The following is a 26,261-nucleotide window of genomic DNA, read 5'->3' as shown; positions in this document are numbered from 1 at the left end:
GCGCCCTTTTTCCTTCCATAAGAAACACGCCCGGAACGATCTGAGCAGAGGCAAACTCTGCCAACATCCGGGATGCACGGGGATATACATAGGTCATGACGACACTCACTGACCCGCCGAAGGAGCACTTCCGGCTGTCCATGCTCCTTTATGATACGCGGTACCGATCTGCGACCATTCAGGTCATAGCGATGATCGGTTTCATGCTTCTGGCAGCCTGGATTATCAACAACACCATTCAGAACCTTGAAACGCTGGGCAGAACAGTCGGGTTCGACTTTTTTGCCGAACCGGCCAGCTATGACATCAACCAACGCCTGCTGGAATACGACTCGCGCGATACACATCTGCGCGCGGCGTTTATAGGCCTGCTAAACACTCTGGTTGTTGCAGTTCTGGGCTGTATCACAGCAACGATCATCGGTGTCATGGTCGGTGTTTTGCGCCTGTCGAATAACTGGCTGATCGCGCGGATCATGACAGTCTATGTCGAGATGTTCCGTAACGTTCCAGTGCTGCTTTGGATCGTGTTCGCCATGGCGATCCTGATTGAAAGCCTGCCAGCACCGCGCGCCTTCCGAGGTGAAAACCCAGAAGCCACGATGGATCTTTTTGGCACGGTCGCGGTCACAAATCGCGGGGTCTATATCCCCGAGTTTCTGTTCTCGCGCGGATTGGGCGATATCCACCTTTTCGGTACATCAAGCCTGCGCTTTGATGTTTCGCTTGACCTGATCGCCTTCCTGATCGTGTTTGGCGGCAGCATCTTTGCGATGCGTAAGGTTTCGGCCTGGGCCAATTCAACGCAAGAAAAGACCGGCGATCGCCCGGCCATCTGGCACATCCAACTGGGCCTTTTGTTCGTGCCATCAGCCATCCTGCTGGGCGTTCTGGGTTTTCACCTGGGCTACCCTGAGCTGAAAGGCTTCAACTTCAGCGGCGGTACCCACCTTCGTAACTCGCTGATTGCCTTGTGGCTGGCCCTGTCGCTGTACACTGCGGCATTCATCGCCGAGATCGTGCGCGCCGGTATTCTGGCCATTTCCAAGGGTCAGACCGAGGCCGCATCCGCACTGGGCCTGCGCCCGGGCCGGACCATGCGTCTGGTGATCTTGCCGCAGGCGTTGCGGGTGATCATCCCGCCAATGATCTCGAACTATCTGAACCTGACCAAGAACTCGTCGCTGGCGATCGCGGTCGGATATATGGACATCACGGGTACGCTGGGTGGCATCACCATGAACCAGACCGGTCGCGAGCTGGAATGCGTTCTGCTGCTGATGCTGGTCTACCTGTCCATCTCGCTGAGCATTTCGGCGGTGATGAACTGGTACAACAACCGTGTCAAACTGGTGGAGCGGTAATATGAGTGATGTTTCATTTGTCCGCACGGAAATGTTGCCGGAACAGGCACCACCCGCCTCCGAGGTCGGTGTACTGGGCTGGATCAAGCATAACCTGTTTTCAAGCTGGCTGAACGCCATCCTGACAATCGTCTCGCTGGTCTTCATCTACTATGTGCTCTCCAACATCCTGTCCTGGACGTTCGAATCCGTTTGGAACGCCAATTCGCTGTCGGAATGTCGTGAGATCATGATGGCGACCTGGGGCGATACGCATGGTCATGCCTGCTGGGGTGTGATCAAGGACCGGTGGCTACAGCTGCTATATGGGTTCTATCCGCCGTATCCGGCCCATCCGGACGCGACGTGGTCTAACCCGCCCGAAACTGGCGGCTGGCCGGCCTATTTCCGACCGAACCTGACCTTCATCCTGTTGTTGGTTGCTATTGCGCCGGTGTTGTTCACCAAGGTGCCGCGTAAGCTGTTGATTGTAACGGCGGCTTATCCGTTCCTGCTGCCTTGGCTGATGTGGGGTGGGTCGATCTGGGGGCCGCTCATGGTCGCCGCTGGATTTGCCATCGGGTATTTCGCGTACAAGTTTGCGCTTCCGGTTGCCGGGTCTCTTGCCGCGATTATCCTTGCGATTGCGCTGCCCATACTATGGTGGCTGTTTGCTGCCGGTTCCGTGGCTGACGCAATCAATGCAATCATTCCGATCGGTATCGCGCCGGTGGAAAGCCGCGACTTTGGTGGCTTTATGCTAGCGATCCTGTTGGGTGTCGTGGCCATTGGTGTTTCGCTTCCTATCGGTATCGTGCTGGCGCTGGGTCGTCAGTCCGATCTGATGATCGTCAAATACCTGTGCGTGGGCTTTATCGAGTTCATTCGGGGCGTGCCGCTGATTACCCTGCTGTTTGTGGCATCGCTGTTGCTGAACCTGTTCCTGCCGCCGGGCACTAATTTTGACATCATCCTGCGGGTGATGATCATGATGACTCTGTTCTCGGCCGCCTATATGGCCGAGGTGATCCGGGGTGGTCTGGCTGCCCTGCCGCGTGGTCAGTACGAAGGCGCAGACAGTCTGGGCCTGAACTACTGGCAGGCGCAGCGGCTGATCATCATGCCACAGGCGCTGAAAATCTCGATCCCGGGCATCGTGAGCACGTTCATCGGTATTTTCAAGGATACGACTTTGGTCTCGATCATCGGTCTGTTCGACGTGATCGGCCTGACCAACGGCATCCGCGCCGATACCGCCTGGAACGGCGTCTACTGGGAACTGTTTGCCTTTATCGGCGTTCTGTTCTTCGTGGTTTGCTTCTCCATGTCCCGTTATTCCATGTACCTGGAGCGCAAGCTTCAGACTGGCCACCGTTAAGGAGTTCAACACATGTCTGAACTTGCAATTGAACGCGAAATCGACCGCTCCAAAATGCAGGTGAGCGACGAAATCGCCATCGAAATCACCAATATGAACAAGTGGTACGGTGCCTTCCACGTGCTGCGCGATATCAATCTGACCGTCAATCAGGGCGAGCGGATTGTGATCGCGGGGCCGTCGGGGTCGGGCAAGTCTACCCTGATCCGCTGCCTGAACGCGCTGGAGGAACACCAGCAGGGCACGATCATTGTGGATGGGACCGAGCTGTCGAATGACCTGAAAAACATCGACAAAATCCGGTCCGAGGTTGGCATGGTGTTCCAGCACTTCAACCTGTTCCCGCACCTGACCATTCTGGAAAACTGCACGCTGGCCCCGATCTGGGTGCGCAAGACGCCCAAGAAAGAGGCCGAAGAGCGCGCGATGCATTTCCTGGAAAAGGTGAAGATCCCTGAGCAGGCCGACAAGTATCCCGGTCAGCTATCGGGTGGTCAGCAGCAGCGTGTGGCGATTGCCCGCTCGCTGTGCATGATGCCGCGGATCATGTTGTTCGATGAACCTACATCGGCGCTGGACCCTGAGATGATCAAAGAGGTGCTCGACACCATGATCGAACTGGCCGAGGAAGGCATGACCATGCTGTGTGTGACCCACGAGATGGGCTTTGCCCGCCAGGTCGCCAACCGCGTGATCTTTATGGATGCCGGTCAGATTGTGGAGCAGAACGAACCGGAAGAGTTCTTCAACAACCCGCAGAGCGAACGGACCAAGTTGTTCCTCAGCCAGATACTGGGACACTAAATTCGGATCAGAAAACCAAGAAGGCGGGGTGTCGACCTCGCCTTTTTCTATTCCAGCAGCTCGCGTGGGATCGTGAAGCCCAGAACCTCACCCTGATGCCATTCGAGCGCATTCCAGTCGGGGATATCGAACCGGATTACAGTCGTTGCACAAGTCGGATAGTCGTAGAATCTCGAATGATCGGGCTGGTTGCGTACCAGCCGATTTGCAAATGCAGCGATGCCGGGATTATGCCCCAGCATTAGTACGGTATTGCCGGTGGCTGTGGCCAATTCGGCGAACATCTCATCGGGGCCTGTCAGATACAAGGCGGGGGTAAAGCGGATTTCCGGGGTGCTCAGCCCCAATCTGCCCCACGTTTCCCGCGTGCGCTTGGCGCTTGAGCAGATAACGTCATCCGGCAGCCAGCCATTGCTTTGCAGCCACGCCCCAATCGCGGGGGCCGATTTGCGTCCTCGATTGTTCAACGGGCGGTCGTGATCTTCGGCAAAGGGATCGCCCCAACTGGACTTGGCATGGCGCATTAGGATCAGTGTGCGGGTCATGATCGGTGAAATGCTTTCATGTGATGCGCAGATTGCTCTGGCTGGCGCTCTGCGCCGGCGCTGAGAGGGCAGGCGAGCCGGGCAAGGCAGCCTTTATTCATGCAGCTGTGTCCCGCTTTGGTATCGAGATGATCATGACAGGCTGCCACGTCATAGAAGCTGTGGGTGTTCAATGCCCCAACCGGACAGGTTGTTGCACAAGGCGCGGGGCATTCTGTGCAGGGTGACGATTGAGAAACGGATGGAATTGAGAACTCATCCGCAAAATGCAACGCACCACGGAATGACATCATCATCCCTACCGTATCGTGCACCAGGGCCCCGACCGGGCTGCTGAAGGTGCGACCGGACTTAAGTGCCCAGTCAATGAAGGGTGCGTATGGTGGGCCGCCGAACGGATAGTAGGCGGTGCCCCTCATGTCCCGCGCAAGCTGGCCGATCACCCGTCTGGACCAGCGATCAACCGGGTCGGGTTGGCCATCCTGCCACTCAGCCGAGGCCTTCAGAGCGGGCCAGAATGCCCCCGCAGCCCCCAGAAGGATTAGGGTTCCGTCATCAAGTTGCTTTGCTTCACTGGGCCTTGGATGAAGTGCACCCATGGCTATCAGCCCAACCTGAGTGGCTGCTCGTTCGACATTGGCGTAGGTCATCAACGGCGGAAGGGCAGAGCCAGGCTCCAGCCCAGTTTTGTTGGTCGATCGTCCTGCCATTCCAATCCCACGCTCATTTGTTCGTGCCCGTCCCGAGGTTGTGCGATGTAAGTCCCCAGCATTCGGTCCCAGATAGACAGTGCAAAGCCATAATTGCTGTCATGCTCTGTTCGGAATACCGAATGATGTACGCGATGCATATCGGGTGTCACAAGAATCCTACGTACCACAGCGTCAACGGCAAGGGGGAGCTTCAAGTTTGAATGATTGAACAACGCTGTGCCATTAAGAAGGATCTCGAACAGGAACACAGCCAGGGCGCTGGCGCCGAGCAGATAGATTAGCCCGATTTTCAGGATCATGGACAACGCGATTTCAACAGGGTGAAAGCGGACTGCAGTAGTGACGTCCATGTCTCGGTCGGCGTGATGCACACGATGTAGCCGCCAAAGGATTGGCACCTTGTGGGTAATCAGATGCTGTAGCCAGATTGCAAAGTCCAGAATCAGCACACACAGAATAAGCTCAACCCACCCTGGCCAGGCGAGCCAATTAAAAACGCCCAATCCATTTTTCCCGGCATCAATGGCAGCGCCAACTGCCAATAAGGGCAACCCAATCGCCATAGTCCTGAGCATCAGTGTGTTCAAAACAGTGATTGATAGATTGGTTAGCCACCGATTTTTTCGCGAACAGGTTCGTAAGCGTTTTGGCGCAATTGTCTCTGCCGCCGCAAACAAAACAAACAGGATCAAAAACACGCTTAGGCGAAATAGGGGCTCGTTCTCCATACATTCACAATCGGGCATGTTAATGCCCGGTGCAAGATGTTGAAGATCACTATGGCGTTAATCAGGACGGATCAAGGATCCGGCACCGTGTTCCGTAAACAGTTCGAGCAGTACCGCATTGGGCGCGCGCCCGTCCAGAATAACGACCGCCCGAACGCCATTATGCAGCGCGTCCAGCGCAGTTTCGGTTTTTGGAATCATCCCACCCGCAATAGTGCCTTCACGCGTCATCTCACGAATTTGGCCAGCCTTGAGCTCGGTCACGACATCGCCTGCTGCGTTCTTGACGCCCGCTACATCGGTCAGCAGCAGCAGGCGGTCTGCCTTAAGAGCTGAGGCGATCGCCCCGGCTGCAGTGTCGCCATTCACATTGAAGGTTTCGCCATTCCGACCTGCGCCCAGCGGCGCGATCACAGGGATAACATCATGCGCAAACAGGTCATGCAGGACTTTGGGGTTCATCTCGGACGGTGTGCCGACAAACCCGAGCGAGGCGTCGGTCTGTTCGCACATCATCAAATGGGCATCCTTGCCCGACAGACCCACAGCCATGCCACCCTGCGCATTGATCGCCTGCACGATCCGCTTGTTCACAAGGCCCGACAGGACCATTTCGACCACTTCGACTGTGGCTTTGTCCGTCACGCGTTTACCACCCACAAACTCGGACTGGATATCCAGTTTGTCGAGCATCGCATTGATCATTGGGCCACCGCCGTGCACGACGACCGGGTTTACGCCAACCTGACGCATAAGCACCACATCGCGCGCAAAGCTTTCCATGGCTTCGTCGCTGCCCATGGCGTGGCCACCTAGCTTGATGACGACAATCGCACCGTCGTATCGCTGCAGATAGGGCAGGGCGCTGTTCAATGTGGCGGCGGTGGCGATCCAATCCCGGTTCATATCTCGTGTCTTCATGGCTGATTGTCCCTCTGGGACCCTGTGTTAGGGCGTTTGGAGGATGGTGCCAAGACCGGATCGCGGAAACAGCCAATCTGAACGGGCCGTACCCGATGGGCGCGACCCGGTTTCCTTAGCTCATGACTTGTATATTGCTGAACAGCGTCACTCCAGATGCGCAATGATCGAACGCAGGGTCGGAATGCCGTCGCCCTTCTCGGATGAGGTCAACACGATCTCGGGGAAGGCTGCAGGATGTTTCGAAAGCGCGGCGCGCACCTGGTCCAGCACTTTTTCCCGGTCTTTTGCTTTGACCTTGTCGGCCTTTGTCAGAACGCACTGAAAGGTCACTGCGCTGGTATCCAGCAGCTTCATGATCTCGGCGTCCACAGGTTTCACCCCATGGCGCGAGTCGATCAGGACGAAGGCACGGCGCAGGGTCTGACGTCCACTCAGATACTGTTTCAGCAGACGTTGCCATTTTTCCACGACCTTCACCGGCGCGTTCGCATAGCCGTACCCTGGCAGGTCGACCAAATAGAGTTCAGGCCCTTGCGTGAAAAAGTTGATCTCTTGTGTACGCCCCGGCGTGTTCGAGGCACGTGCTAACCCCTTGGTGCCCGTTAGCGCGTTGATCAAGCTGGATTTACCGACATTCGAACGCCCGGCGAAACATACCTCCAACCGATCGGGCGCAGGCAGGCCATCCATCGCAACGACGCCTTTGACGAATTCGGATGGCCCGGCAAACAGCTTTCGACCGGTTTCCGTTGCGAATTCATCTGGAGTTTCAGCTAGTGGAAAGGGAAGTGTGGTCATAGAACCTGAACCTCGTCACCGGTGTGAATGGTGCCGCCTTCCAGAACTTCGGCATAAACGCCAAAATCCTGATGATCCCAGCTGCTCAGCGCACCCAGTGTGTCGGCATCCCGCTCACCCGTTTCAGGGTTGGCGGTTGTCGCCAAACACCGCGTGATGCGTTCGCGCACATGAAAAACGGCCTCGCCGATCCGGATGTCGCGGCCAATCCAGTCGAACTCATTCCACAGCGGCAGGCCATCGAACCAGATATTTCCGCGCCAGCGAGCGATAGAAAGATCCCTGCCTAGCTTCTGCTCGACCGCCCGATGCGACGACATATTGCACAAACTGATCGAAGGAAAATCGCTGTCCGTCATGCCGCGATTAGCGGCGCGGACAATGCGGGCAGACGCAGCACGATCTGCAGGCATCAGCGGTTTGACCCAGTCCAGAAAGGTATCCTGTTGCACGTCGGGCTCAAAGCTTAGATCGGGGCGATTGGGATGGCTCAGCGTGACCGAGTCGCCTTGCAGCTGCGCCGAGATTGCCATCAACTGAGGGGCCTTCGCGCCTCGGCTGAAATTGGCGCAGGGTGCCCATTCCGATCCATCCGCTTTCGACGCCTCATGTGCAACCGCCCAAACACGATCCCCGGGCATGGTATGCCCGGGGATCATGGTAATGCGATCAAGGCGTTCACGCCCGTGACTTTTGATCGGGTGCCGCCAAATGCTGGTGACCGAACCGCTCATTTGTCGTCCGTCTTTGGCGTGCGTTTGAAGCCTGATTTGATGTTGCCGAATACATCGGGCGTATAGCCCTGGCTCCGCATGATCAGGTATTGCTGGGTAAATGTGATCGTGTTGTTCGCGATCCAGTAGACCACCAAACCGCTGGCAAATCCGCCCAGCATGAACATGAACACCCATGGCATCCAGGCAAAGATCATCGCCTGTGTTGCATCGGTCGGTGCCGGGTTCAGTTTCTGCTGCAGCCACATCGAGATACCCAGCAGCAGTGGCAGGATACCGATAAAGATCAGCGCCATGAAGCTTTCAGGCTGCGGTGCCGCCCAAGGCAGCCAACCAAAGAAGTTGAAGATTGAGGTCGGATCCGGAGCGCTGAGGTCCTGGAACGGGCCAAACCATGGGGCTTGACGCAGTTCGATGGTGACAAAAATCACCTTGTACAGCGAGAAGAAGATGGGGATCTGCATCAGGATCGGCAAACAGCCTGCGGCCGGGTTAACCTTTTCCTTCTTGTACAGCTCCATCATGCCTTGCTGCATCTTCTGGCGGTCATCCCCTGCGGCCTCTTTCAAGGCTTCCATCTGGGGCTGCAGTTCCTTCATCTTGGCCATCGAGACGTAGGATTTGAAAGCCAGCGGGAACAGGATCGCCTTGATGATCAGGGTCAGGCCGATGATGGACCAGCCCATGTTGCCGATCAGCAGGTTGATGTTGTGCAGCAGCCAGAAGATCGGCTTGGTCAGGAAGAAGAACCAGCCCCAGTCGATGCTGTCGATGAACTTCTGCACACCTTCGGCCTGGTATTCCCGAATGGCTTCCCATTCCTTGGCACCAGCGAACAGGCGTGTGGTCACTTTAGCAGTCTCACCCGGCGCTACGGTCAGCGTCGGCAGCACCGTTTCGGTTTGATAGATTTTGCGGCGCGAGTCATATTTTGCGGCTGCTTTGAAGGTCGAGCCCGGCTCTGGGATCAGCGTGGTCATCCAGTAGTGATCCGTGAAGCCGATCCAGCCATCTTCCTTGACCTGATAGACCTCGGCCTGCGCCCGTTCGTTCGGGTCGATGTCAAAATCGCGGACATCACCATAGTCAACTTCTGACAGCGTGCCGTCCGCCATGCCGATCACACCCTCATGCAGGATGAAGAAGTTTTTCAGGCCCGGAAGGTCGCCATCTTCACCAATACCGTGGCGTGCAAGAATGCCATAGGGGGCCATGCCCACCTCGGATTGGGTCGCGTTTTCAACCGATTGGGTAACTGTGAACATGTAGTCCTGGTCGACCGCGATGGTGCGGCGGAAAGTCAGGCCATTGCCATTGTCCCAGGCCAGCGTGATGGGGTTGTCTACGCCAAGCGTCTCACCCTCTTCCAATGTCCAGAGCGTGTTGGGGCCCGGGACATCCGCACCTGCAACTCCTGTACCCGGTGCCCAGCCGTAAAGGGCATAATAAGCCGATTCCGAACCAACCGGAGACAGCAGCTCAACGATTGGCGCGCCTTCTTCGATCGAGACTTTATAATCTTTCAGAAACAGCTCATCGATCCGCCCGCCGGACAGGGACAGACTGCCTTCCAGACGGGGGGTGTCGATGTTGACGCGAGGGGCTTGTTCCTCTGGCAGTGTTTCCTCGGCGGTCGCTGTGGCTTCACCCACGGTGCTGGTCGCGCTGGGTGTTTGCACCTCGTCGCCTTCCAGAGCTGCAATTTCTGCAGCGTCCTGCGTCGTGGTTGATTCCGGCGGTGGGAACAGCACGAACCAGACAAGGATCACCAGAAAGCTGAGCGCGGTTGCAAGGATGAGATTTTTGTTCTGATCGTCCATCGGGGACAGCCACCTTGAGCAGTGAAACACACCCGGTGGGTTCAACAGAGTGCAGCCCCAAAGGTCAAGCGGAATCGCCCATCAAATCGCTCCGGCGCTGGATTTGGCGCACCGTAATTGCAGATTTCATCCCATTTTGCGACCGATCTTGGATGCACCCCTGATCTTGGCACGATGCGCCGCGATCCAATCCAGGGTCTGCTCAAATGGCATTGGCTTTGCAATTCCGAACCCCTGAACGTGGTTACTGCCCAATTGCGCCATCAACGCGTGCTCGCCGGGCGTTTCCACGCCTTCGGCGAGCGTCTCGAGGTTCAGGCGTTCAGCCATGGTCAGAATGGCGCTGACCAGTTGCTGCTGGCTGGGATCCTGATCGGATTTGGTGACAAATGTCCGATCAATCTTGATCCTCGAGACGTCAAACCGCTTGATCGAGGCGATCGAGGCATGGCCGGTTCCAAAGTCATCCAGGTCGATACAGCATCCAAGCGCAGCCATGCCGGTTACATTCCGGGTGATCACGTCATCCGGCCTGCGAGAGAACACGGTTTCCAGAATCTCAACCGCCAGCCGATCCGGTGTCAAATCAAACTGATCCAACTCCCATTTCAGGCGGTCGATCAAGCCGGGATTGCGCAACTCATCGGATGAGAAATTGATACCGATCCGGGGCACAACGCATGCTGCAAGATCCCAAGCTTGCATCGCTTCAAAAGCATGGTGACGCATGATTTGGCCTAGCCGCTCCATCAGTTCGGCTTGCTTGGCGAAGGGCAGGAATACCTGCGGGCTGAGAACACCTTTTATTGGATGCTCCCACCTTGCCAAAGCCTCGAACCCTGTGATGTTCCCATTATCCGTTGAAACCTGAGGCTGAAACCAGGGCCGAATCTCTCCATTGTCCAATGCCGCCTCGAACTCTTTTCTCAAATTGGCTCGGACCAGGGATCGCCGACGGGTCCCGGTTGAATAAGCGCGTATGGTCGAGGGACCGCTTCTTTGCGCTTCGGACAGTGCAGCGGTGGCGGCGCCAATCCACTCATCAGCCTCGACCTGTCGCAGGTCTGAATGCAGGCAGAACCCGATTGAGCAGGATTGGTAAACTCCTGTGCCATTCAACAAAAGCGGCTCTTCGACTGCGCTTTGGATGCGGCCAGACATTTGAATGCAGGCTTCCAGATCAAGATGTGGGGAGGGATGCAAGCCAATGAGAAACCGGTTCTGATCGATCTGCGAAAAGATGTCCTGATTTCGGATGATCGACAGGATGCGATCACTGAATTGCTGCTTTACATGAGTGGCGGCAGCCTGACCGTGCAGATCCTGAAGGTCGGCATAGCCGTCCAAAGCAATTGCGATACAGGCGGCATTCTCACCTGATTTGCTGACCGATTCACTCAACGCCTCCAACTCTGATTGGAATACGTCATATGGAACCAGGCCGCTGGGGCGCATACCTGAACTGCGGGCTGTATAAGAACGGCTTCCCCAATTTCCGATGACGGCAAAAGCAAGGGGCAAACCCAAAGCCGTGGTAACAAGTGCACGTTCACCGCCCAACCAGAAGGCGGCTAAACACGCCGCGGGAATAAATGCCAGAACCTGCGGTCCGGTGAGAAATATCCGCAGCGTTTCGGAACAACGGTCGACAAAGAGGAATTTCCGCATAGATTTTACGGCCTTCAGCTTGGGCTAGGATCGCGCAAGCCAACCGTAGGAAATCAATCTGAGTCAGGCGTTAACGTAACTGGGGAATATCGTCTGAATTTTCGTCTTTTTGAATCGGATCGATCGAAAGATTTGCGAAATCAAACAGTTTTGGGTCCAGAAGATGCGAAGGCCGCGCATTGGTCAATGCCCGAAACATCACTTGCCGCCGGCCGGGGCTGTTCTTTTCCCACTGATCGAGGATCTGCTTGACCTGTTGGCGCTGCAGCCCGTCCTGACTGCCGCACAGATCGCAGGGTATGATGGGATAGTTCATCGCCTTGGCGAATTTCTCGCAATCCGCCTCGGCCACATGGGCCAGCGGGCGATAGACGAACAGATCACCTTCTTCATTCACCAGTTTGGGGGGCATGGTTGCAAGACGACCGCCATGGAACAGGTTCATGAAAAAGGTCTCAAGAATGTCATCGCGGTGATGGCCAAGCACGACCGCGGAACAACCTTCCTCGCGCGCGATACGATAGAGGTTGCCCCGACGCAGGCGTGAACACAGCGCACAATAGGTGCGGCCCTGCGGAACTTTGTCCATCACAACGGAATAGGTGTCCTGATACTCAATCCGATGTGGCACCCCCATACGGTCTAGGAATTCTGGCAGGACTGTTGCCGGGAACCCCGGTTGCCCCTGATCCAGATTGCAGGCCAGAAGATCCACGGGCAGCAGACCGCGCCATTTCAGTTCGTAGAGCACCGCCAGAAGGGTATAGCTGTCCTTGCCGCCCGACAGGCAGACCAACCAGCGGGGTGTTTTACCTTCGGCGGTGCGGTCCACCATGCCGTACTGCTCAATGGCCTCGCGCGTCTGGCGCACGATGCGCTTGCGCAGCTTCTTGAACTCGGTGGTTGAAGGCGCACCGGCAAAAAGCGGATGGATATCGTCGGCTTCATCAAACATGGGCGGGGCCTATCGCAGTTGGGTGAACCGGGCAAGGGTCAGGGTCGTTCGTCGTCGGGCACAGGGTCATAGCCATCGCCACCCCACGGATGGCAGCGCCCGATCCGGCGCGCCGCCAGCCATGCGCCCTTGATGGCGCCGTGTTTATCAAGCGCTTCCAGTGCATAGGCGGAACAAGTCGGCTGATAGCGGCAGTTAAATCCAACCCAGGGGCTGAAGATCAACCGGTAGGCCCGGACGGGCAGGGCGAGGAGATGGGCAAAGAGGCTCATTTGCCACCCCCGTGTATTTTGCGCAGCGCATAGCGCAAATCGTCTTTCAGCGCATCAAAGGGCCGTGCAGCGGTAACCTCGGCGCGGCCGATCAACACGTAGTCCCAGCCCGCATGCCCATGAATAGGTAATACGGCTCGCGCGGCTTCACGCAGGCGGCGTTTGGCGCGGTTGCGGGCGACGGCATTGCCGACCTTCTTTGAGCAGGTGAACCCGATGCGAATACCCGCAGCCTCATCAGCGCCACGTTTACGCGCCTGCACCATCATCGATGCAGTGCCTTGCCGTTTGGCCCGCGCGGCCTTCAGAAAGTCCGAGCGATTCTGCAGTACGGTCAATGATTCAGATGCGCAAAAGGACGCCGCCGGGGGCATCACCCTCGGCTGGTTGTTACCATCCTCAGGGGCCTCCGGCGGCGTCATGTTCATAACCTGAAAGGTCGAGCGGTTTATGCGCTCAGCGACTTGCGGCCGCGTGCGCGACGTGCGTTCAGGATTTTGCGGCCGGCTTTGGTAGCCATGCGCGCGCGGAAACCGTGGCGGCGTTTGCGAACCAGGTTCGAAGGCTGATAGGTGCGTTTCATCGCTCCGTCTCCAATCTATAGCGGTGGGTGCGGCGCGGATTCGCCTGGCCCTAGTGTTCGAAGCCCGTCCTCTACTGGGTAGCGGGGGGTAAGTCAAACCCCTAGGTGGGGGTTTTGGTGCGTTTTGCAACAAATCTGTAATCTGCCCGGGCAAAAGATTTCAAAAACCGGGTTCAGAGCGCGTATCCCTCACATTAAGTGCCATAAACATCAAGGCCCCGTGAGGCCTCTGTTGCAGCGCGGGCGGGCGGCGCATGTTGTGGGCAAGATGAATGAACAAGAACCTGCTACCCAGATGAACGAAACCACCAAGATCCAGCGCAACGGGCTGGCACGTCATATCCCATTGGCGGTGATTCTCGCCGTTGCCGCTGTGGGGTTCTTTGCGCTGGGCGACTATCTGACCTTTGAAACCCTGCGCGACAATCGCGAGGCCCTGCTGGCCTGGCGCGATTCAAACTACTGGGCGATGGCTGCGGCTTTCGTAGGGATTTACATCATTATTGTTGCCTTCTCGCTGCCTGGCGCTGCGGTCGCTTCGATGACCGGTGGGTTCCTATTCGGGTTGCTTGCAGGAACGGCTTTTAATGTTTTTGCCGCAACCATAGGCGCTTCGACGATCTTTCTGGCCGCACGCTGGGGTTTGGGTGAATCTCTGACCGCCAAGCTTGAAGCCTCGGAAGGGACGGTCAAGAAACTGAAGGACGGGCTGCGTGAGAATGAAATCTCGGTTTTGTTCCTGCTGCGTCTTGTACCTGTGGTGCCCTTCTTCGTTGCCAATCTGGTGCCCGCATTGGTTGGGGTAAAGTTCCGAAACTTCCTGATTACGACGGCGCTGGGCATCATCCCTGGTGGGATTGTCTATACTTGGATCGGTGTTGGGCTGGGTGGTGTCTTTGATCGCGGCGAAACCCCGGATGTCTCGCTGTTATGGGAACCCTTCGTGATCGGGCCAATTATTGGCTTGTGCGCGCTGGCAGCGCTGCCGATTGTCATCAAATCCCTCCGTGGTCGAAAGGGCTCCTGATCCATGCAAGAGTTGAAAACCGATATCCTGGTGATCGGGGCCGGGTCAGGCGGGTTGTCTGTAGCCGCCGGGGCCAGCCAGATGGGTGCGGATGTCATCCTGCTGGAAGGCCACAAGATGGGTGGGGATTGCCTGAACTTCGGCTGTGTCCCATCCAAAGCTCTGATCGCCAGCGGCAAGGCTGCATATGCTCAGGCCCACGCGTCGGCTTTTGGCGTCGCGGATGCGATGCCACAAGTGGATTACGCAGCTGCCAAGGATCATGTGCAGAGTGTTATCGCCCAGATCGAACCCATGGATAGTCAGGAGCGTTTTGAAGGCTTTGGCGTCAAGGTAATCCGGGAGTACGGTCGCTTCATCTCACCCACGCAGGTACAGGCCGGAGATCATCTGATCACCGCCCGTCGCGTCGTGGTGGCCACAGGTTCATCGCCCTTGGTGCCGCCGCTGCCCGGGCTGGATCAAGTGCCGTATTACACCAACGAGACCATATTCGACCTGCGCGATAAGCCCGAGCACCTGCTGATCATTGGCGGAGGTCCCATCGGCATGGAAATGGCGCAGGCGCATAACCGGCTGGGCTGCAAAGTGACCGTGATCGAGGGCCTTAGTGCGCTGGGCAAAGACGACCCTGAAGCTGCAGCCGTCGTGCTGGACAGCCTTCGGACTGAAGGTGTCGAAATCCATGAAAACGCCATGGTGTCCCAGATCCGAGAAAATGCAGGCACCATTGAGGTGGTCACTGAGAATGATGAGGTCTACGCGGGCTCTCATCTGTTGCTGGCCGTCGGACGCAAGGCCAATATCGACCGTCTGAACCTCGACACTGCCGGGATCGACAGCACGCGGGCAGGCATCAAGGTGGACGACTCTTTACGCACGAGCAATCGCAAGGTCTATGCCATTGGTGATGTTGCAGGTGGGCTGCAATTCACCCATGTCGCCGGATATCATGCGGGGATCATCATCCGCTCTGCCTTATTTGGGCTTCCGTCGAAAGCGAAGACCGCTCATATCCCATGGGCCACCTATACAGATCCCGAACTGGCACAGGTCGGCCTGACCGAGGCACAAGCCCGTGAACAGCATGGCGACGCGGTGGAGGTTGCCCGGTTCGACTATCACCACAATGACCGCGCAGTTTCCGAGCGCAAGACCAAGGGGTTCATCAAGGTGATGGTCGTAAAGGGCCGACCTGTGGGCGCGACAATCGTCGGATATCAGGCCGGAGAATTGATCAACTTGTGGTCGCTGGCGCTGGCCAATAATCTCAAGATGGGTCAGATCGCAGCGATGGTTTCGCCTTACCCAACGGTCGGAGAGCTTAACAAACGTGTGGCAGGAGCCTATTTCTCTCCAAGGCTGTTTGAGAATCAAATGGTTAAACGAGTGGTCAGGTTCGTCCAGCGCTGGATTCCCTGACCCAAGGAGGAGCGCAAAGTGAACTCGCTGTCGGGCCGATTTCTGATCCTGACGACGGTCTTCGTCATGTTGGCCGAAGTGCTGATCTTTGTGCCCTCGATCGCGCGTTTCCGTGAAGATTTTCTGCTGAACCGGCTGGAACGCGCCCAGATCGCCTCGCTTGCTTTGTTGGCCGACGATATGCTGGCTGATGAGCTTGAAGCGGAATTGCTGTCAAATGCGGGGGTCTATAACGTCGTATTGCGCCGCGACGAGGTGCGTCAGCTCATGCTGTCTTCACCGATCCCGACCCAGATCACCAAGACCTTTGATTTGCGTAATGCCAGCGCTTGGGTGCTAATCCGTGATGCTGTCTCGAGGCTGTTTACCCCCGAAAACGAGGTCATTCGTGTGATCGGCGCGCCGGTCAAAGACGCAGGACTGTTGATCGAGGTGACAATGGACAGCGAGCCCTTGCGCATGGCCATGACGGATTATGGGCTCCGCATCCTTGGGCTGTCCTTTGTGATCTCAATCATAACGGCCTCGTTCCTGTTTCTGGCTGTGCGCGTGGTACTGGTGCGTCCGATCAAAAGCGTTGTGGGCTACATGCAGCGCTATGCCAGCGCACCTGAGGATGCGCGCGGCATCATCTCCCCCAATTCAAAGGTGACCGAACTGCGCGAGGCCGAAGAGGCCCTGCAGATGCTTCAAACCGATCTGACCCATGCCTTGAAACAACGTGAACGTCTGGCCCAGTTGGGCGGGGCGGTGGCCAAGGTCAGCCACGATCTGCGCAACATTCTGACGTCTGCTCAGCTGTTTACCGATCGAATTGAGGCAAGCAATGACCCCCTGGTGGCGCGAATGGCACCCAAACTTGTCAATTCGATCACGCGGGCGGTTTCCTTGTGCGAAAGCACCTTGGCGTTCGGACGCGCCGAAGAACCAGCCCCAACCCTGACCATGGTTCGCTTGCGGGACGTTACCGCAGATGTTGTCGCCAGCGAGCAACTCGCCATTGCCGATGCCTGCGTTGAGATTGTGAACGACGTACCCGAAGATCTTGTTATCCGTGCCGACCCGGAACAGATTTTCAGGGTTGTCATGAATCTTGTGCGCAATGCCCGGCAAGCACTTCTGGTCTCGGGTAAGGCGGGGCGCGTAACGGTGTCTGCATCTGAGCTTGAAGCCGACTGGTGCATCGAAATCAGCGATACAGGTCCAGGCCTGCCTCCTAAGGCCCGAGAGAATCTGTTTACACCATTTCAGGGTGGTGTTCGCAAAGGCGGCTCGGGACTTGGGCTCGCGATTTCGCAAGAATTGGTGCGGGGTCACGGCGGAGATCTGTTTCTGAAAGACACAGGGCCTGATGGAACCACCTTTGAAATAAGGCTTCCACGCGGTGATATGACTTTTTGAAGTTTTTTTGAAGAATCGACTTGCGCGCCCTCGGCCTCAGGTCTAAATACCGCCTCACCAACGCGGACCGATAGCTCAGCTGGATAGAGTACTTGACTACGAATCAAGGGGTCGGGGGTTCGAATCCTCCTCGGTCCGCCACTGGTTTCCTGTTGAACGTCACATGAACCTGACCCAACCGTCATAGTTGGACCAGTAAAGCAGTGAACGTTTGACATCAGAAGGCGACCCCAATTTTGGACATCAGTTGAATTTGACCTTTGCGTCATCAGCTAACACGCCGCTGCCATTTCATACTCCTGCAGATAGTTTGGTTTGTTCTGACTTTCCTTTCGGAAAATCAGAGCTGATTTGCAGATCAGACGGCGAAGCCGCCTGTTCCTGCTGCTCTGCCACGTGGCGAACGCGGGGGGGCGAGGCAATGCTGTCCTCACCATTCAGGCCGTCCAGCACGATCTTGATTTGCTCTTCTGCTGAAAATTGCTATCGGGTCACACGGCGAGTGTCCTTTACCACCTTCTCACCGTGGCTATGCTTGGTTCCGGGTTTCTTTCTCCTCGTTACTCCTTGGCGGTTATGGTGAGTCCGAAACCCTTCTGTAATCGGGCCCGGTATTGCAAGGATATTGCGCCCTAAAGTGCTTGCTTCTGTCCGTGATCTGCGTAGTGCACTCAAATGATGCGGTTGGCTCTGACGGGGAAAGCCTATTTCCCTTGCGGCATATATTTTTATCAGGGTTTCTGTCGGCATTTTCCGCGCTGCGTCCTTTCAGGGGCGCCTTCCTCGCGGAAGAGTTGGTACTCGTTGTCTTTCAGACGGTTCTGAATTCCGTGCCGTCTATCCACATCCGATGCATGATGACTGCCAGTTTCCTCGCGAGGGCAATTTTGGCGCGCTTTGCACCACATCGGGCGGCAACACGCATCGGCCATGCCTTCAACGGAGTCCATCAGGTGGTTCTCACAAGCATCACATGCGCTGCTTCGTAAAGCGTCTATCCCACACTGGCATCGCCGGCCTTGGTATTTGATGTGACTCGATCCGTTTGTCTGGATTGGTTTCGCCATGGCGTCAGGCCAAAGCAGGCTCCCACCGACTTAGATGAACGGAGACGTTTGGGTCCCTCAATGGCAACACGGAAGGTCATTGCAACTATGGCGCCGACACCGGGAGTTGTCATGAGGCGACGACAGACATTATCTTTGCGAGACTGATCTCGAACCTGCTTGTCCAATTCAGCAAATTCTTCTGCCATCGCATCACGCGCTGACGGGAGCGGGAAGATTGCCGCCACAAGGACCGGGTTACCTGCGATCACGCAAATTGCCGCGCTCTTGACTGAAACATCAAGACCCACGAAATAAGTCTCGGTCATCTCCTTTGAGCTTCAAATCACTACAACAATTATGGTGAACTGGCCCGATGACCGCATCTCCCTTATCAAATCAACCTAAACTAATCCATTGGGGCCGACGTCAGACACGTCTGCATGCCTGATCTGAGACGGCAAATTGTTGACCCGTCAGTTCCCTCGATTGCGAGCCTCCAGCCGTTCCAGATTGATGACTGTAGACAGCATCAGCCGATCGTGGCTCCAGTCCTGTGTTTGGCGAACTGATGCTGATCCGATGGCGAGAACTAATGCAAATGAAAGTATCAGCCCAAGAAATACGGCAGGCAGTCGGGTGTCTGCCATCGGCGCTTCGGTCAACGCTAACACGCGCTGCCGCAGTACGTGCTTTGCCTTTGTTCCGTAAACCAGTGCCACATTAAGAACACGTGGATTGTTCAACGTAATCGATCGCGCGCAGAATTCCAGCAAACAGGTCGTATACTCCTTTGAATCTATGCCCTTACGAGACACGACGGATTGGTCACAGGCCAATTCGCGTAGCCGGTCGAATTGGTGTTTGAGCACCAGATAGGCCGGGTTCCAGAACAGCAAAGGTCGCAAAAGCTCGAACCCAAGCTCCCATTCCACGTCATTGGCTCGGATGTGCTGAAACTCGTGCGCCAGGGCAAATCGCAACTCATTTGGTGTGTTCAACAGATGACTGGGCAGCACGACGTGCCGGCGGCGAAGGCCACGCACAGCGAACGGTACGGTAATCCGATCTGACAGGCGAATGTCCACCTTGGCGGATTGCCGCCACAGAAAACTGGTCGTGATCGCGCTGCGGATGGCCCATGCATCGCGCATCACACGAACTGTCAGCACCGCTGCAATAAGAGCGAATGCGATCAAGGCGCAGTTTGCGGCCATGCTTGCGCCTGCCAGTACGTGGTCCAGCCACCGCTCGCGCGTGTTCAGTAGGGTTTCAAACTGTGCTGCTGGCATGGCAATGTCGCCGCGCAGATAAGCGGCCACGGCAATATCCCCCAGTGCAACAGGTTGCCCCGGCCAGACCAGTCCTGCAAGGCTCGAGACCCCTGTAGCCAAAATGGGGCTGACAAGAACGCAGATACAAAGTGCCTTGAGCAAGCGAAGCTGAGCCACAAATCCATATCGCATCGATGTCCTATCCAGCGCCGCGCGCACTGCCAACCAGATAAAGGCCGACAATCCAAGCACGACATTCAGATCAAGAAACGTATCGAGAACCGGTTTAACCGCTGTCATTTTGCAGTCTCCTCTCTACCAGTGCTCGAATTTCCTCCAAATCATCTTCTGTCAGCCCCTCATCGTCGACCAGCCTTGCAACCAGCGTTGCGGGTGTGTCGTCAAACAGGGTCCGAGAAAGATTCTGCAGCGACCGCGACTGGTACCTGTCCTTTTCCAGCAGGGGTCTGTAGATCAGCGACTTGCCGTTCTTCTCGCTTTCGACGAACCCTTTTTCATCAAGGATACGCAGAATAGTCGCGCCGGATGTATAGGCCAAATTACGATCAGAAGGCAGGCGATCAAGGACATCACGGACCGAACCCTGACCCAGCGCCCAGAGCTCATTCATAAACTCAAGCTCCACTTCGGTCAGTAGATTTGTTGTCTTTTTTTTTCGCATCGATCTCGGAGTCGCCATTTCTTAGTATGCCTGACAGACAAGCATCCTTTCGCTGTTTCTCAAAGCTTAAACTTTCCAGAAGACGAAGACGCCCCAACCGATGGACAGGAAAAGAGGCGTCCATACAGGTTGGCCTACCAGCCCAAGCCAGGCAAGGAAGATATAGGTCGAGCCGAGCAGTGTTATGAACAACCGATCGCCCAACGTGGTTGTCAGACCAAGTACACCGCGACGTTCAAGGCCGTCGCGGAACTTGAACCCTTCCAATAGTCCAATTAGTGCGATGGCCGCGAAGATACCCACGAATACCGCCAACGTCGCCGGGGTCCAGGCCATCCAGAAATCAGGCCAAAGAGGGGCGATCCACGAGAATCCCTTTTCCTCTTGCTGGCCAACATTGCCCCATCCGGCTTGCTGGGCGAATGCCATCGAAGGCAGGAAGGGGAGGGTGAGAAGAAGTCTACGCATATCGAACCTCACACACGGCCCATCGCGAAACCGCGCGCGATGTAGTTGCGGACAAACCAGATGACAATGGCACCAGGGATAATGGTCAGTGTTCCGGCTGCTGCCAGCAGACCCAACTCATACCCCGCGCTGGAGGCGGTGCGGGTCATCACGGCGGCGATGGGCTTGGCCTCGACCGCGGTGAGGGTCTTGGCCAGCAACATCTCGACCCATGAAAACATGAAGCAGAAGAAGGCCGCGACGCCGACACCCGCTTTGATGTTGGGCAGGAAGATCGTCACGAAGAAGCGCGGGAAAGAATAGCCGTCGACATAGGCTGTCTCATCCAGTTCTTTCGGGATGCCGCGCATGAAGCCTTCGAGAATCCAGACCGCCAGCGGCACGTTGAACAGCGTGTGCGCGAGCGCCACGGCCAGATAGGTGTCGAACAGGTGGATTGACGAATAGAGCTGGAAGAAGGGCAGCGCGAACACCGCCGCTGGCGCCATCCGGTTGGTCAGCAGCCAGAAGAATAACTGCTTGTCGCCCAGAAACCGATAGCGCGAGAACGCATAGGCCGCTGGCAGCGCTACACAGACCGACAGCACCGTGTTGATCGTCACGTAGATTATCGAGTTGATATAGCCCCAATACCACGTCGGATCGGTGAAGATGGTGACGTAGTTCTCCAGCGTGAAGGTCTGAGGGAAAAGGGAAAAGCCCGACAGGATCTCGTTCGTGGTCTTGAAGGACATCGCCACCAGCCAATAGATTGGCAGCATCAGGAACGCGATATAGAGGATCGGGATAATGGACCTCTTCTTCATTGCGCGTCATCCTTTGTCATCAGAGTGTAGAAGACCCAGCTGACCAGCAGCGTGATGGCGAAGTAGATCAGGCTCATCGCGGCCGCAGGGCCAAGGTCGAACTGTCCCAGCGCGATCTTTACAAGGTCGATCGACAGCAAGGTGGTTGAATTGCCGGGGCCACCGCCGGTCAGAACGAAAGGCTCGGTATAGATGTTGAAACTGTCCATAAAGCGCAGCAGAACGGCGATGGTTAGGACAGTCTTCATCTTGGGCAGCTGGATATAGCGAAACACTGACCACGGGCTGGCACCGTCGATCTTAGCGGCCTGATAATAGGCATCCGGGATCGACACGAGGCCCGCATAACACAGCAGCACAACCAGCGACGTCCAGTGCCAGACATCCATGACGATCACGGTGATCCAGGCCGACAGTGGCTGTTGTGTCATGTCATAGTTGATGCCCAGGACGTCATTCAGGAAGTAGCCCAGCAGGCCGATCTTGGGCAGAGTAAAGATATTCCACATCGAGCCGACCACATTCCACGGGATCAGCATCGGCAGGGCCATCAGGACCAGACAGACCGGCACCCAGAACCCTTTGCGCGGCATGGAAAGCGCCACGATGATACCAAGCGGCACCTCGATCAGCAGGATCAGAAAGGTGAACAGGAACTGCCGTCCCAGAGCTGCCTGAAACCGGTCGGAACGCAGGATCTGTTCGAACCAGCCCAGTCCTTCCCAGAAGAACTGGTTGTTACCGAAGGTCTCCTGCACCGAATAGTTGACCACCGTCATCATCGGCACCAGCGCATTAAACGCGACCAGCGCCAGCACCGGCAGGACAAAGAACCATGCTTTTTGGTTTTCCGTTCTCATTGCGTCCGCTCCTCGGTTGCGATCCAGCCGTCGCGGTAGACGCGAGATTGTTCGGGTTTGAATTGCAGGTACACATGTGAGCCAGGGTTGGGCGCATTGTGTTCTGCTACGGCTTTCACCGGCGTATCACCGACCATGGCACTGACCACATAGTGTCGCCCGATATCTGCGACCTTGGTGACATGGGCAGGGATGCCGGTTTCGCCAAAGCTTATATATTCAGGCCGGATACCCAGATCGGTGCGGCCTCCGTCACCGTGGGTCTGGCCTTCCAGCATCACTTCATGGCCTTCGAATAGGGCCCGATCGCCCTTTGCTTCGCACGGCAGCACATTCATGCCGGGTGAGCCGATGAAATGGCCGACAAATGTGTGCTGAGGGCGTTCGAACAGTTCCACAGGGGTGCCGATCTGCACGACTTCGCCTTCCTGCATCACGACTACTTCGTCCGCGAAGGTCAGCGCCTCGGTCTGGTCGTGCGTGACGTAGATCATCGTGGCTTTGACGCGCTGGTGCAGCTCTTTCAGCTTGGACCGCAGTTTCCATTTCAGATGTGGGTCGATAACAGTCAGCGGCTCATCGAACATCACCGCGTTCACGTCGTCGCGCACCAACCCACGACCCATCGAGATTTTCTGTTTGTTGTCCGGGCTCAGACCTGAGGCCCGGGTATTCAACATATCCGTAACGTCCAGCATTTCTGCAATCTCATCGACGCGACGTTTGATCGTTGCCGGGTCAACCCCCCGGTTCTTCAACGGGAAGGCCAGATTTTCGCCCACAGTCATCGTGTCGTAGATCACCGGGAACTGGAACACCTGCGCAATGTTGCGTTGATCTGGGGGCAAGGCAGTAACGTTCTGACCATCGAACAGAATCTGTCCCTCGGAAGGCGTCAGCAACCCCGAGATGATGTTCAGCAGCGTTGACTTGCCGCATCCTGATGGCCCCAGCAGCGCATAGGCGCCGCCATCGCGCCAGGTGACGTCGATTTCCTTCAGGGCGTAATCATGTGGCCCCTTGGGATTGGGGAAATAGCTGTGTCGCAGGTTTGCAAGCTTGATTTGTGCCATGTTAGGCTATCCTTTTGCCGTCTTGGCCGAAATACCGGCAATGGGCCGGGTTCATGTAGAAGCTGTGGTCTTCGCCCACCTGATAGGGATGGACACCCGAGGCCAGGGACACCCACGCCTCATCCCCATGCTGGAAGTGCGCGCTGGAATCCGAGCCCGAAAGCTCGGTCACGATGACACGCCCGGTCAGCTCCACGTCGGCGTCGGAAGAGCGGAACGGGGTCACCCGGTGCGGACGCACGGCGACCAAGTAGTCACCATCGGCTATATCGGTGACTTTCCAGCCACCACCGCCGACCAATTGCGCCTGCGCTTCAGACACAGTGATGCGCGCCACATTGATGGGCGGGTCAGAGAACACACGAGCTGCAGAGATGTTCTCGGGGTTGCGATAGATATCTGAGGTGGGGCCAAATTGGGTGACGCGCCCGTCCTCCATCAAAGCGGTGTAGCCGCCAAGCATCAACGCCTCTTCCGGTTCCGACGTGGCATAGACGACCACGGCCCCGCGCCCGGCGAACAGGTCGGGCAGTTGTTCACGCAGTTCTTCACGCAGCTTGTAATCGAGGTTGGCCAGTGGTTCGTCAAGAAACACCGCGCGGCTTTCCTTTGCAATCGCGCGGGCCAGTGCTGTACGCTGCTGCTGGCCGCCTGACAACTCATGCGGACGGCGCTGCAGCATTGGGCGTAACTGCAGCAAGTCGGCGGCCTCTTCGACACGGCCTTCGATTTCGGATTTTGCCATCCCCGCCACGCGTAAGGGCGAGGCGATGTTGTCGAAAACGGTCATATGCGGGTAGTTCACGAAGAACTGGTGTACCAAACTGATCTGCCGCTTTTGCGTGTTCAGCTTGGTGACGTCCTGCCCGTCCATCAGAACTTTGCCTGAGGCGATCGGGTCCAGCCCGGCCATCATCTTGATCAGCGAGGTTTTGCCCGACCCCGTCGCGCCCAGCAACACGTTGAAATGGCCAGTCTTGAGCGTCAGGTTCGTAGGCTTGATATGGATGACATTGCCAACCCGTTTGGTGGCGTCTTTAAGTTCGATCATGTCCGTGGGTTCCGGTCCTTCAGTGCGTCGCACTGGCCTTGGGGTGGGGATGCCGCACACGGCACCCCCGGTTTCGTTTGCTTACTGAGACTGCCAGCGCTGAACCAATTCGTCATAGTTGACGGTCTGGCCCTGCGGCTTTTCGTTCTCAAGCTTGGCCTTGGGCGAGCCCGGCTTTTCCAACCAGAAGGCGGCATCCTGCGGCTCGTTCAGACGCGGACCACAGCCACCGTAGACACCGGCGCTTTCGTCAGCGGCCTGCATTCGGGCCATAGTGATGTCCATCTCTTCTGCCAGACGGTCCATCGCCTCTTGCGGGGTGAAGGCGCCCGAGTTCACGTCACCGATCTGCTGCCACCAGATCTGGGCCAGCTTCGGATAGTCCGGCACGTTGATGCCGGTCGGTGACCATGCCACACGGTCGGGTGAGCGGTAGAACTCGACCAGACCACCCAGCTTGGGTGCGCGCTCGGTGAACGACTCGTGGTTGACCGAGCTGTCGCGGATGAAGGTTAGGCCCACATGGGATTTCTTCACGTCGACAGTCTTGGAGGTCACGAATTGGGCATAGAGCCAAGCCGCCTGAGCACGATCTGCAGGCGTCGACTTCAGGAAGGTCCACGACCCCACGTCCTGATAACCAACCTTCTGGCCTTCTTCCCAATAGGGGCCGTGCGGACTGGGCGCCATCCGCCACAGCGGCGTGCCTTCGTCATCCACGGTGTTGTTGCCTTCGGATTTCGGCTTCACCATGTCTGCGGTGAAGGCGGTGTACCAGAAGATCTGCTGAGCCACGTTGCCTTGGCTAAGCGCTGGCAAAGACTGGTAGAAGTCATAAGACGCCGCACCCGGAGGCGCATAAGCCCGCAGCCATTCATCCCACTTGCGGATCGCATAGACCGCAGCCGGGCCGTTCGCAGCACCACCACGCGAAACGGATGCGCCAACAGGGTTACAAGTGCCCGCTTCCATGCGGATGCCCCATTCGTCGACGGGAACGCCGTTCGGTTCACCCACGTCACCGGCGCCGGCCATCGACAGCCAGGCGTCAGTCATGCGCCAGCCGAGGTCAGGCGCGCGCTTACCATAATCCATGTGGCCATAGATCGTGGTGCCATCGACTTCTTTCACGTCATTGGTGAAGAACTCGGCGATGTCTTCGTAGGCCGACCAATTGACCGGAACGCCTAGATCATAGCCGTATTTCTCTTTGAACGCGGCCTTGTTGGCTTCGTCATCGAACCAGTCCTTGCGGAACCAATATAGGTTCGCAAACTGCTGGTCAGGCAATTGATACAGCTTGCCATCAGGGCCGGTGGTGAACTGAATACCCATGAAGTCATCCAGATCCAGCGTTGGCGAGGTTGTCGCCGCCCAATCACCTTCCATCATATCGGTCAGCGGATAGGCCAACTGCAGGCGCGAATGTGTCCCGATCAGGTCGCTGTCGTTGACATAGCCATCATACAGATTCCGTCCGGTTTGTAGCTGAGTCTGTACGGCCTGAACCACTTCGCCTTCGCCGAGAATCTGGTGATTGACCTTGATCCCGGTTATTTCCTCGAACGCCTTGGTCAGAACCTCGGATTCATAGGAATGCGTCGGGATACCCTCGGACAGGACATTGATTTCCATGCCCGAGTACGGTTGTGCAGCTTCGATGAACCACTTCATTTCGGACAACTGTTCATCCTTCGACAAGGTCGATGGCTGGAATTCGTCGTCGATCCAACGTTGTGCTGCGGCTTCGTCGGCCCAAGCAGGACCATGCCCCGCAATGACGGCCGCTGCCGCCACGGCGGAAAGTAGATGTCTCCGCATCTGTCTCCTCCCAAAGATTATGTGATCCGGTGCAGACCGGATGGCAAACAGCATCAATGATATTC

At 56.8% G+C, this 26,261-nt stretch carries 27 protein-coding genes and 1 tRNA gene; 7 read left to right on the top strand and 21 right to left on the bottom strand.

Translation table 11 applies throughout. The features are described from left to right. Nucleotides 1-95: 95 nt before the first annotated feature. The 3 genes from ACR0DK_RS04315 to ACR0DK_RS04305 are packed head-to-tail and all read left to right on the top strand — an operon-like array spanning nt 96 to nt 3,525. Complete coding sequence (locus ACR0DK_RS04315; RefSeq protein ID WP_170515915.1) at nt 96-1,364, top strand: amino acid ABC transporter permease; 1,269 nt, start codon at nt 96-98, stop codon at nt 1,362-1,364. Between the two features lies 1 nt (nt 1,365). Further along, nucleotides 1,366-2,721, top strand: a complete 1,356-nt coding sequence (locus ACR0DK_RS04310; protein WP_170819032.1) for an amino acid ABC transporter permease — start codon at nt 1,366-1,368, stop codon at nt 2,719-2,721. A 12-nt stretch (nt 2,722-2,733) separates the two neighbouring features. Continuing rightward, nucleotides 2,734-3,525, top strand: coding sequence for an amino acid ABC transporter ATP-binding protein (locus tag ACR0DK_RS04305; protein ID WP_304621965.1), 792 nt, complete (start codon nt 2,734-2,736; stop codon nt 3,523-3,525). Nucleotides 3,526-3,572: 47 nt separating this feature from the next. Here the strand turns inward: ACR0DK_RS04305 and ACR0DK_RS04300 are convergent, their stop codons facing one another. The 12 genes from ACR0DK_RS04300 to rpmH all read right to left on the bottom strand — a co-directional run bounded on the left by ACR0DK_RS04300 (nt 3,573) and on the right by rpmH (nt 13,265). After that, entirely contained in the window at nt 3,573-4,070 is a 498-nt protein-coding gene (locus ACR0DK_RS04300; protein ID WP_480734904.1) for a SixA phosphatase family protein, read from the bottom strand. Beyond that, on the bottom strand, nt 4,067-4,720 hold the full coding sequence (locus tag ACR0DK_RS04295; RefSeq protein ID WP_170567448.1) for a ferredoxin: 654 nt from the start codon (nt 4,718-4,720) through the stop codon (nt 4,067-4,069). Before ACR0DK_RS04295 ends, ACR0DK_RS04300 begins: the two co-directional genes overlap by 4 nt. Continuing rightward, nucleotides 4,720-5,511 carry a sterol desaturase family protein gene (locus ACR0DK_RS04290; RefSeq protein WP_170567446.1) on the bottom strand — a complete coding sequence of 264 codons (792 nt, stop codon included), beginning with the start codon at nt 5,509-5,511 and terminating at the stop codon, nt 4,720-4,722. The genes ACR0DK_RS04295 and ACR0DK_RS04290 overlap by 1 nt, the downstream gene beginning before the upstream one ends. A gap of 57 nt (nt 5,512-5,568) precedes the next feature. Continuing rightward, nucleotides 5,569-6,432, bottom strand: coding sequence for an acetylglutamate kinase (argB, locus tag ACR0DK_RS04285; protein ID WP_170508738.1), 864 nt, complete (start codon nt 6,430-6,432; stop codon nt 5,569-5,571). A gap of 147 nt (nt 6,433-6,579) precedes the next feature. Continuing rightward, the gene (gene yihA / locus ACR0DK_RS04280; RefSeq protein WP_170392875.1) at nt 6,580-7,233 is read right to left on the bottom strand and encodes a ribosome biogenesis GTP-binding protein YihA/YsxC; all 654 of its coding nucleotides are present in this window, start codon (nt 7,231-7,233) and stop codon (nt 6,580-6,582) included. Further along, nucleotides 7,230-7,967, bottom strand: a complete 738-nt coding sequence (locus ACR0DK_RS04275) for an MOSC domain-containing protein (protein WP_480707640.1) — start codon at nt 7,965-7,967, stop codon at nt 7,230-7,232. Before ACR0DK_RS04275 ends, yihA begins: the two co-directional genes overlap by 4 nt. Next, nucleotides 7,964-9,787: a membrane protein insertase YidC gene (gene yidC / locus ACR0DK_RS04270; protein ID WP_480734901.1), complete on the bottom strand. Its 1,824-nt coding sequence runs from the start codon at nt 9,785-9,787 to the stop codon at nt 7,964-7,966. The genes ACR0DK_RS04275 and yidC overlap by 4 nt, the downstream gene beginning before the upstream one ends. Before the next feature lie 126 nt (nt 9,788-9,913). Continuing rightward, nucleotides 9,914-11,455, bottom strand: coding sequence for a putative bifunctional diguanylate cyclase/phosphodiesterase (locus tag ACR0DK_RS04265; RefSeq protein WP_480734899.1), 1,542 nt, complete (start codon nt 11,453-11,455; stop codon nt 9,914-9,916). A gap of 70 nt (nt 11,456-11,525) precedes the next feature. Then, nucleotides 11,526-12,410, bottom strand: coding sequence for a tRNA 2-thiocytidine(32) synthetase TtcA (ttcA, locus tag ACR0DK_RS04260; RefSeq protein ID WP_170402750.1), 885 nt, complete (start codon nt 12,408-12,410; stop codon nt 11,526-11,528). A gap of 38 nt (nt 12,411-12,448) precedes the next feature. Next, a complete protein-coding gene (yidD, locus tag ACR0DK_RS04255; RefSeq protein ID WP_480734897.1) occupies nt 12,449-12,682 on the bottom strand; it encodes a membrane protein insertion efficiency factor YidD in 234 nt (77 codons plus the stop codon). Beyond that, a complete protein-coding gene (gene rnpA, locus ACR0DK_RS04250; RefSeq protein ID WP_480734895.1) occupies nt 12,679-13,104 on the bottom strand; it encodes a ribonuclease P protein component in 426 nt (141 codons plus the stop codon). Before rnpA ends, yidD begins: the two co-directional genes overlap by 4 nt. 26 nt (nt 13,105-13,130) lie before the next feature. Then, complete coding sequence (gene rpmH / locus ACR0DK_RS04245) at nt 13,131-13,265, bottom strand: 50S ribosomal protein L34 (RefSeq protein WP_005980833.1); 135 nt, start codon at nt 13,263-13,265, stop codon at nt 13,131-13,133. A gap of 268 nt (nt 13,266-13,533) precedes the next feature. On the opposite strand from rpmH, the gene ACR0DK_RS04240 reads away from it, so the two are divergent. The 4 genes from ACR0DK_RS04240 to ACR0DK_RS04225 all read left to right on the top strand — a co-directional run bounded on the left by ACR0DK_RS04240 (nt 13,534) and on the right by ACR0DK_RS04225 (nt 17,256). Further along, on the top strand, nt 13,534-14,292 hold the full coding sequence (locus tag ACR0DK_RS04240; RefSeq protein ID WP_370644315.1) for a TVP38/TMEM64 family protein: 759 nt from the start codon (nt 13,534-13,536) through the stop codon (nt 14,290-14,292). A gap of 3 nt (nt 14,293-14,295) precedes the next feature. Next, entirely contained in the window at nt 14,296-15,714 is a 1,419-nt protein-coding gene (locus ACR0DK_RS04235; protein WP_480734892.1) for a dihydrolipoyl dehydrogenase family protein, read from the top strand. Nucleotides 15,715-15,732: 18 nt separating this feature from the next. After that, nucleotides 15,733-17,115: a sensor histidine kinase gene (locus ACR0DK_RS04230; RefSeq protein ID WP_480734890.1), complete on the top strand. Its 1,383-nt coding sequence runs from the start codon at nt 15,733-15,735 to the stop codon at nt 17,113-17,115. A gap of 64 nt (nt 17,116-17,179) precedes the next feature. Next, a tRNA-Arg gene (locus tag ACR0DK_RS04225) sits at nt 17,180-17,256 on the top strand. Between the two features lie 853 nt (nt 17,257-18,109). On the opposite strand, the gene ACR0DK_RS04220 is transcribed toward ACR0DK_RS04225, so the two are convergent. The 9 genes from ACR0DK_RS04220 to ACR0DK_RS04180 all read right to left on the bottom strand — a co-directional run bounded on the left by ACR0DK_RS04220 (nt 18,110) and on the right by ACR0DK_RS04180 (nt 26,196). Next, nucleotides 18,110-18,490, bottom strand: coding sequence for a transposase (locus tag ACR0DK_RS04220; RefSeq protein ID WP_223117053.1), 381 nt, complete (start codon nt 18,488-18,490; stop codon nt 18,110-18,112). A 147-nt stretch (nt 18,491-18,637) separates the two neighbouring features. Next, a complete protein-coding gene (locus ACR0DK_RS04215) occupies nt 18,638-19,735 on the bottom strand; it encodes a M56 family metallopeptidase (RefSeq protein ID WP_170567383.1) in 1,098 nt (365 codons plus the stop codon). Then, nucleotides 19,722-20,117 carry a BlaI/MecI/CopY family transcriptional regulator gene (locus ACR0DK_RS04210; RefSeq protein WP_170567382.1) on the bottom strand — a complete coding sequence of 132 codons (396 nt, stop codon included), beginning with the start codon at nt 20,115-20,117 and terminating at the stop codon, nt 19,722-19,724. The genes ACR0DK_RS04215 and ACR0DK_RS04210 overlap by 14 nt, the downstream gene beginning before the upstream one ends. 66 nt (nt 20,118-20,183) lie before the next feature. Continuing rightward, complete coding sequence (locus ACR0DK_RS04205; protein ID WP_170636976.1) at nt 20,184-20,585, bottom strand: DUF2160 domain-containing protein; 402 nt, start codon at nt 20,583-20,585, stop codon at nt 20,184-20,186. An 8-nt stretch (nt 20,586-20,593) separates the two neighbouring features. Then, on the bottom strand, nt 20,594-21,391 hold the full coding sequence (locus tag ACR0DK_RS04200) for a carbohydrate ABC transporter permease (protein WP_170597699.1): 798 nt from the start codon (nt 21,389-21,391) through the stop codon (nt 20,594-20,596). After that, on the bottom strand, nt 21,388-22,251 hold the full coding sequence (locus ACR0DK_RS04195) for a carbohydrate ABC transporter permease (RefSeq protein WP_170392846.1): 864 nt from the start codon (nt 22,249-22,251) through the stop codon (nt 21,388-21,390). The genes ACR0DK_RS04200 and ACR0DK_RS04195 overlap by 4 nt, the downstream gene beginning before the upstream one ends. Next, a complete protein-coding gene (locus tag ACR0DK_RS04190; RefSeq protein WP_170597697.1) occupies nt 22,248-23,324 on the bottom strand; it encodes an ABC transporter ATP-binding protein in 1,077 nt (358 codons plus the stop codon). Before ACR0DK_RS04190 ends, ACR0DK_RS04195 begins: the two co-directional genes overlap by 4 nt. A 1-nt stretch (nt 23,325) precedes the next feature. After that, a complete protein-coding gene (locus ACR0DK_RS04185; protein ID WP_170597695.1) occupies nt 23,326-24,375 on the bottom strand; it encodes an ABC transporter ATP-binding protein in 1,050 nt (349 codons plus the stop codon). 81 nt (nt 24,376-24,456) lie between these two features. Next, on the bottom strand, nt 24,457-26,196 hold the full coding sequence (locus tag ACR0DK_RS04180; protein ID WP_170392843.1) for an ABC transporter substrate-binding protein: 1,740 nt from the start codon (nt 26,194-26,196) through the stop codon (nt 24,457-24,459). Between the last annotated feature and the right edge of the window lie 65 nt (nt 26,197-26,261).

This window comes from Ruegeria sp. CE6 (genome assembly GCF_056537485.1).
The sequence above is the reverse complement of the archived record's forward strand: the minus strand, read 5'-3'. Positions and strand labels throughout refer to the sequence as shown.